The sequence below is a fragment of the Dietzia sp. UBA5065 genome (genome assembly GCA_002415925.1).
Lineage (GTDB): Bacteria > Actinomycetota > Actinomycetes > Mycobacteriales > Mycobacteriaceae > Dietzia.
Genome location: DIAZ01000180.1, coordinates 6,925 through 7,261 on the forward strand (window position 1 = coordinate 6,925; position 337 = coordinate 7,261).

At 76.6% G+C, this 337-nt stretch carries 1 pseudogene; it reads right to left on the reverse strand.

Annotated elements, in window-relative coordinates:
- Positions 1–337 (reverse strand): annotated as a pseudogene (locus B4M60_RS14870) (prolyl aminopeptidase); the annotation flags it as partial.

Below are 337 nucleotides of genomic sequence, written 5' to 3' on the forward strand. Positions count from 1 at the left end.
CGGGCGAAGGCCAGCGCGAACCTGTCGGGATCGCCGTCCGGGACGGCGGGGCGGGGGAGCAGGGCGGACGTCGAGGTCTCCCACGTGGTCCACGCCCGAGCGGCCTCGACCTCCGTCGCGGGGTCACCGCAGTGCAGGAGGCGGTGGTACGCCGCCACGTGGTCGTACCCCGGGGCGCCGACGGCCCCGGGGCCGTCGGCGGCCACCAGCGGCGCGAGGTATCCCTCCCAGGCGTCGGGGAACAGGTGGGCTGCGCCGCCCCGGTAGAACCAGTCGATCTCGGAGGGGCGGCACAGGAAGATCCCGCGCAGGACCAGCGCGCGCACGCGGTCGGGGT